Origin of the sequence: Shewanella sp. 3_MG-2023 (genome assembly GCF_030548765.1) — a bacterium.
Lineage (GTDB): Bacteria > Pseudomonadota > Gammaproteobacteria > Enterobacterales > Shewanellaceae > Shewanella.
Genome location: NZ_JAUOSH010000058.1, coordinates 1 through 7,533 on the forward strand (window position 1 = coordinate 1; position 7,533 = coordinate 7,533).

A 7,533-nucleotide genomic window follows, 5' to 3' on the forward strand; every position below is an offset into this window, starting at 1 on the left:
TAAATGAATGTTGGTGTTGGCAACTCAAAATGAAAGGCGTTATGTTATAACTTCAAAATAATGGGTGGCTATGTATTAGGTTTGATAAGTCGACAGGCGAAAACTATGAACATCGCCGTGAGTGGGTAGATCAATTAACATTGCCACCCATTTTAATTGCTTCATCATCGCGAACCTTAATTAAAGCTTAATAGGAATTAATCTCATCTTGAATGGCGCAGGAGTCTACCATGAAGAATATTTCACATAGCGATCACGATCCCAATATCAATTGTTTATAATGATTCCTATGCAAGATTCAGCTTGATACGCAAAACAAAAACACACTATTAACTCAAAACCCAATCAAAAAACCACTTTCGCAAACAAGAAGCCAACTTTTGCAAACAAGAAACCAACAAAACCTCATTTAAAACATGTAAGCAGCACAATGATTGCTTAACAGCATCAAGTCCGACTGCAACAACAAACCTAAATAATGAAAAAATTAAGTGCTGAACGAACGTCGAATCGAATTAATCTACGACCAACAAAGCAGACATTATCCCAACTATTAGATGGACGGACTGAACAATTTAAACTCAGCATTGATTGATAATAACCTCCAAGTACATACCGAAAATCCAAACCCTGTAACTTCCCTCAATCACTTATTTCATTGAGGAGCATAAACATGACCTAGCAATAAATAGACAAATAACATCTGAGATAGTTGACAAAATGACCAATTTAAAAATAACATAACATCATATGTTTATTTAGATACAATGTTTAAGTGGTTGAATAAATGAAAGGTCTCCAAGTGGCTATATATACAAAAATAAATCTCAAAGTCGTGATATCGATACTTTGGGGGTGCTGTTGTTTATCCTCTGTTGTTGTAGCAAATACCTTCGATTCTAGTATTAAACCTACAGGTTTAAATAAGAGCGATCTTAGCCAACCTAATGTTGTATTCATCGCAATTGATGATTTGAAAGCGGGATCAGGCGCAATTACTCCAAACATTGATGCAATAGCAAAGGGAGGAGTCCGATTTACTCAAGCATATGCACAGCAAGCAATATGCGGTCCTTCAAGAGCAAGTGTACTAACAGGAACGCGCCCTGATACCACAGGGGTAATTCATAACTACATTAAATTTCGTGATAAATATCCTGATATCATTACTTTGCCCCAGCACTTTAGTGCCCACGGATATAATACAAGTTACGTTGGTAAAATTTTTCATCATGGTGATAAAGATGACAAACTTTCTTGGAATTGGCCTGCGGTTCAAACCATTCCAAATCAAATAGCAAAACCTAGACGCTACGCATTGAGCATTAACCAACAGCAGCAAATAGCCAATAAAAAAATTATGAAACTGCGTTATGGCGAGCAAGCCAAGTTTGGGCTTGGAAGTGGACCAGCATTTGAAAAGGCAAAAGTTGCGGATACCGCATATAAAGACGGTTACAATGCTCAGTTAGCTATTTTGACTATTCAAGAATTAACAGAACAATCACATAAACCATTTTTTTTCGGCTTTGGTTTGAATAAACCACACCTTCCATGGGTTGCTCCACAAAAATATTGGGACTTATATCAAAATCATGATATTGAATTAACTACGCTAAGAGCGCCTCCGAAGAATGGCGCTAGCGTAGGACTGCACTCTTCCTTTGAGCTAAGAACTTTTTCTAACATCCCCAAAAAAGGTCCTATTAATGACACATTAGCTATTGAACTGAAACATGCTTACCTTGCATCGGTGAGTTACGTTGATGCACAAATAGGTAAGCTAATTAGAGCTTTAGAATCTCAAAACATCATGCAAAACACCATAATTGTCTTGTGGAGCGATCATGGATATCACATAGGTGAAATGGGAATTTGGGGTAAGGCCAGTAACTATGAAACAGCAACGCGTGTTCCGTTAATAATATCTACCCCTGAGACCAGAAAAAATCCGAAATCAGTCACTTCACAAGCATTAGTTGAATTAGTGGATCTTTATCCAACATTAACAGAGCTTGCAGGTTTTTCAGCCCCCGTTATCACCCAAGGAAAAAGTATGGTGCCTTTACTGGAAAACCCTAATCAAATTTGGAAACAAGCCGCTTTCAGCCAATTTCCAACACCTGCACTACGTGAATGGGGAGCATACCCTTTACGAAAAGGCATGCGAGAAACCTATTTCGGACCATTATTACAACAAGTAGAAACTCAAATTCAGCATCAATTCAAACACAACCAACATGCTACTAAAATAAATGAGTGGAATAGAGAGCTTTTTGAGAAATTCCTTATGGGGTATGCCATGCGTACCTCTCAATATCGCATTATCGCTTGGAAAGACCACAGAGATCCGCAGCTGAGTCCACTTTTTGTAGAAGTGTTTGATCATCATCAAGACCCTCATGAAACAGTCAATATTGCAGAGTTAAAACCAGATTTAACAACAGCTCTGTTGGCTCAATTGAAGGAAACCTGGCCGAATAGCTCTGTCTCATCTATTGAACAAAATAAGGGACGCATCAATTCAGTAGATACTATTAATAAAGATCATTAAACAGCCTAGATAATCGCTTCTATTGTATTACACCTTTAACTAGCTGGTTTCACTGAGTGATTTTGAATTCAATTGTTAACAAGGAAGAACTAAAACATGAAAAGAAGAAGCTTTTTTAAAGCTGCAGCTCTAGCATCTGTATTTCCAGCAAGTGCTAGCCAAATGGCTATTGGTATCGGCTCTGCTGATAAAAATAAAAACTCAAATACAAATACACCACTCTCCGATGGGTCCAAAAGTCAATTCAATCAACAAGACCGCACTAAAGACAAATGGCTAAACTTAGGTACGAATAACAATACAGATTTAAATCGGCCCAGTCGAAATGTCAGCCTTAGTGCTGATATTGTTGTCATCGGCGGTGGCGCCGCTGGTATATGTGCAGCCGTCTCTGCAGCAAGATTAGGCTCTAAGGTGGTACTGGTACAAGATAGGCCTGTTTTAGGGGGCAATGCTTCAAGTGAAATGCGTGTGCACTTAAATGGCGTCAACCGTTTAAACTCAGGCCTTGCAGAGCGTGAAACTGGTATCATTGAAGAAATATTATTGCATAATCGTTTCGAAAACCCACAAGAATCATTTCCTGTTTGGGACCATGTTTTGTATGACTTTGTCATACGAGAACCTAACATTGAATTGATGTTAAACACCCAAGCTATAGCAAGTATCGTCAAGGATAACCAAATTCAGCAGGTTCGATGCTGGCAACTCACAACGGAAACTGAATATTTAATTAGCGCACAATATTTTATCGACTGCTCAGGCGATGGACTTATGGCCGCTACTGCTGGCGCAGAATATCGAACTGGACGTGAAGGAAAATCTGAGTTTAATGAACAATTTGCCCCAGATGTTGCAGATGGGTGGCAAATGGGCGCATCATTACTAATGTCTGCGAAAGACATGGGCCGTGAAACCCCCTACACCGCGCCTTCATGGGCGATCAAATTTGATGCTAAAAATGCCCATAAGCGCCGAAAATTTGCAGCTTACGATGAAGGTATTTGGTGGGTTGAAGTCGGTAGTGAATATGACATTGTTGGTGAGCAAGAGATTAATCGACACAAATTAATGGGTTACCTTCATGGTGTTTGGGATCATATTAAAAATTCTGGTCAATTCCCTGAATCAGCAAACCTCGCTCTAGATTGGGTGGGTTCATTGCCATCAAGGCGTGAATCTCGGCGCTTTATAGGAGACTATATACATAATGAACGAGACTTAATTGAACTACGACACTTTGAGGATGCTGTTGCATTTGGCGGTTGGGGAATTGATGAGCACAATCCAGGAGGTATGGATAACATCCACATGGCACCTACTATCTTTCATGCTCACTTTGATGAAGTCTACCAAATTCCTTTTAGAAGCTTATATTCACGAACAATAACTAACTTATTATTTGCAGGAAGAAACATCAGTCAAACTCATATCGCACTTGCCTCTTCTCGTATCATGGCAACTTGTGCCCTTATGGGCCAAGCTGTGGGTACCGCTGCAAATTTATGTCAAAAGTTGAACGTAAGCCCAAGGCAGTTAGGGAAGAGTCATATCAATGAATTACAAGAGCAATTATTACGTGATGATGTCTTTATTCCGAAAAGGCCAGCAAAAGCACCGAATGATCTAGCACGTAAAAGTACTTTATTTGCTTCAAGTACCTTGTCTGGAGATATCAGTCTCCTATTAAATGGCATTTCACGAGATATAGACAATAAAATCAATCACTGGCAATCTCGAAATTTGCCAGCCAATATACAATTGGAATGGCCTAAGCCTGTTGGTATATCAACAGTTGAAATAAAATGTGACACCAATGTGAAACGCAATATCATGATGCGTAAAGATTCCAAGAATGACCAATACTTTAGTAATAGCGTGCCTGATGAAATGGTTAAAGATTTAAAGCTTCAAGCTAGAGTTAAAGGTCAATGGATTGATGTTGCTAGCATTAAACAAAATCGAACACGCTTAATTAAAGTCAACTTCCCATCCGTTAATGCTACAGCGTTAAAACTAGAGATACTTTCAACATACGGTAAACCAACAGTAAAACTTTTTGAAATAAGAGCTTATAGCTAATGTCTATTTTAAGGCGAGTATCTATTTTATTGTTAACTATATTTTTAACGGCTTGTAGTAAACCTGAGCCGTTAATCAGTATTTCGGTAAACTTTACTCACCCAGGTAGCAAAACGAGCGTAGCGGAAAGTAACATATTATATGTCTCATCAGAATCAATTCGCAGCTCAGATTTGAGCAAAAGCTTTTCAGGCTTACCAGAAGAGTTAACTCGTAACTATTCGATGAATGTCATATCCGTTTTTTGCGGCGAAGATCTTTGCAAGACAGATCTTGTGACTTTACATTGGGATGCAATAGGTCAATTCACCCATTACACTATGGCCGATAACCTCAAACTGGAAAAAGGCCAAGCACAGGATTTTGAGCCGCAAGATTACGTAAAGTTAACAAGTATCTTATCGAATAAGCAATCAGGCTTAGCAGATTTAAAAGCCAGTGAACTGATCAATAAGACAAGTAGCGGGTCAGCGCCTACTGTCGGCGCAGATGCTGTTACAGGCGCTACTGTAGCCATTAACAAACAAGATTATATTGAAGGGGCAATTTGGACTTGTTATACACTTTGGCATTTTGCTCAAGGTGAACTAGTCAGCATTGTCGCCAATATTACAGGCAGTGAACTTAACCAGTTGGAACTGCTGAACTTACTCAAACATGAAAAAAATGAGTTACAGCAATTTGCCATTTCACAGCTAGCCTACCAGCAATATCAAGATAACAAAACAATCGCAGCAGTCACTGAATTTGCTTTAACAAACCAGTCAGGTTTTGAAAATGACATCATCGCGTTCTCCAAGAATTTAGCAATGCCGCAGTACCAGAAAATGGTTACAGAACTCACTTTATATGGCAGTCACTCTCTCAGATTGAGAATATTGCAATCTCTACTAGAATCAGAGGAAATAATTAAACTAAATAGCACGTTAATATTAGCATTAGCGAAACAAATATCCGCTTGGCAAGACCCACAATCTTTACATAGCTTTCTGCAGTTATTGCAGAAGCAAAATAATCAGAGTCCACAGCTGATTCAAGCATTGATTCCCTCATTACAACAAGCAGATTTTATCAGTGCAAGAAACGTGTATTATTATCTAATTAATCATGTGACTCATACTCAGCATCAACAAAAGTTGACTTTATTTCAGCAATTACATGCTGAGAAACTATAGTCATAAATCATACTTGCACTAAAAGCTTATTCCGCTAATCTTCCAAACTCAATCAAGAATGAATCATGCTAACTTTCGCTTCCAATAATTGCACTTGATTCAAGTTCACTTAAATTATGAACATCTAGCAATTCTTGTTCTGTTAACACACCACCGCCTAACGAGCGATAAAGGGTAATCATTGATAACAAGCGGTCACGCCTCACTTGGCTTAGGGTCAACTCGGCATTAAATAAACTTCGCTGGGCATCCATTAAATCTAAAGAACTAGAAACACCATTTCGATATCTCAGCATGGCTAAACGAGTATATTCTTTTGAAGCTGCGACTAAATCTTGCTGTGCCTCGATAGCGAGTTCTGAGCGCCTGAAACTATTCATCGCATCATTCACTTCAAAATAGGCACTTAGTACCGTACTGCGATAGGCAAGATTTGCCTGTTTATATTCTTGTTGCGCAATCTCGTATTGAGCTGAAATACTACCAGCATTAAATATAGGCGCAGTAATACCACCAAGCAGCGACCATGTTAGTCCTTGGCTATCAAAAATGCTGCTGAGGTCATCTGTTTCAGTGCCGTAACTGCCGCTAATGGTAAATTGTGGGAAAAATGCAGTCTTAGCCACACCCACATTCGCATTCGCTGCAATCAATGCTTGTTCCGCTGCTTTTACATCTGGCCGTTGAGATAACATTTGCGATGGCACGCCGACCACAAAGCTATTGGGAAATAACGTTATATCTTCAAGTAGCTCATCACCTGTTTTAGCTTCTAACGGATAATTAAATTCCCCAAGTAATATTTTTAGCTGGTTAGATTTGGCTTTCCTTTCAAAATCTAAATCTGGCAAGGTCACTTTCGCGCTTTGATATTCGACTTCAGCTTGGCGTACTTGTAAGCCTGAAATCACCCCGTTCTTTTTGCGCAAACGCGATAAGTCACGCTCTTTTAAACGAATCTCAACAGTATTTAATGCAATTTGATAACGCTGCTCGATATCAAGCCACTCGTAATATCGACTAGCGACATCACTTATCAAACTAATAACTGCAAGGTTTAACGCATCTTGTGCTGACAAAAAGTTTGCGTACTCAGCTTCACTTCGACGTCTATTCGCTCCCCAAATATCTAATTCCCACGAAACCGTGCCATCAAGATTAAACTCATTGCCATGCTCAGGATCTGTGCTAGTAATCGCACTATCAATAGTGCGCTCAGCGCCTGCTTCAAGCCCTAGTGATGGATATAGGGCAGCGCCTGTTACTGTAACCTTTGAACGAGCGGCAATTAAACGCGAACGAACTGATTCGAGATCTAAATTTTGCGATAACGCATGCGAGATAAGTATTTGTAAGTCTGGGTCTAAATAAAACGATTTCCATTTCGATAAACCAAGATTCGTCTGTGGCTCTTGGGCTAAATCATCGTGATACTGGGCAGGCAGCTCCATCTCAGGGCGTTGATAATCAGGCCCCATCGCACAGCTTGTTAGCAGTATGCTTAAACCAAGTGGAACAAAGGATCTAGCTGGTTTCTGAACAAGACCGTTTTGAACAAATATTTTTTGCACAAGTAATTTAAACACTGTCAGCCCCCTTTACATCAGTAAGCTTGTCAAATTAACAAGGCCACCCATTCTCAAATTAACAAGGCCACCCATTCTAGTTGGCTAAATGTTAAACACTCTACTAGGCTTTAGTTATTACTTAATTTTCGGTAAT

Annotated in this window: 4 protein-coding genes; 3 read left to right on the forward strand and 1 reads right to left on the reverse strand. The window is 39.3% G+C overall.

The window, feature by feature from the left end; translation table 11 throughout:
• The first annotated feature begins 787 nt into the window (after nt 1-787).
• The 3 genes from Q4591_RS19765 to Q4591_RS19775 all read left to right on the forward strand — a co-directional run bounded on the left by Q4591_RS19765 (nt 788) and on the right by Q4591_RS19775 (nt 5,811).
• Complete coding sequence (locus Q4591_RS19765) at nt 788-2,554, forward strand: sulfatase (RefSeq protein WP_102529268.1); 1,767 nt, start codon at nt 788-790, stop codon at nt 2,552-2,554.
• 96 nt (nt 2,555-2,650) lie between these two features.
• Entirely contained in the window at nt 2,651-4,636 is a 1,986-nt protein-coding gene (locus Q4591_RS19770) for an FAD-dependent oxidoreductase (protein ID WP_102529267.1), read from the forward strand.
• Complete coding sequence (locus Q4591_RS19775) at nt 4,636-5,811, forward strand: hypothetical protein (RefSeq protein WP_102476054.1); 1,176 nt, start codon at nt 4,636-4,638, stop codon at nt 5,809-5,811. Before Q4591_RS19770 ends, Q4591_RS19775 begins: the two co-directional genes overlap by 1 nt.
• A gap of 68 nt (nt 5,812-5,879) precedes the next feature.
• On the opposite strand, the gene Q4591_RS19780 is transcribed toward Q4591_RS19775, so the two are convergent.
• The gene (locus Q4591_RS19780) at nt 5,880-7,397 is read right to left on the reverse strand and encodes an efflux transporter outer membrane subunit (RefSeq protein WP_303462548.1); all 1,518 of its coding nucleotides are present in this window, start codon (nt 7,395-7,397) and stop codon (nt 5,880-5,882) included.
• Between the last annotated feature and the right edge of the window lie 136 nt (nt 7,398-7,533).

Coding starts and splice junctions, on each gene's coding strand:
- Q4591_RS19765 (WP_102529268.1), top strand. CDS start 788: ATGAAAGGTCTCCAAGTGGCTATATATACAAAAATAAATCTCAAAGTC.
- Q4591_RS19770 (WP_102529267.1), top strand. CDS start 2,651: ATGAAAAGAAGAAGCTTTTTTAAAGCTGCAGCTCTAGCATCTGTATTT.
- Q4591_RS19775 (WP_102476054.1), top strand. CDS start 4,636: ATGTCTATTTTAAGGCGAGTATCTATTTTATTGTTAACTATATTTTTA.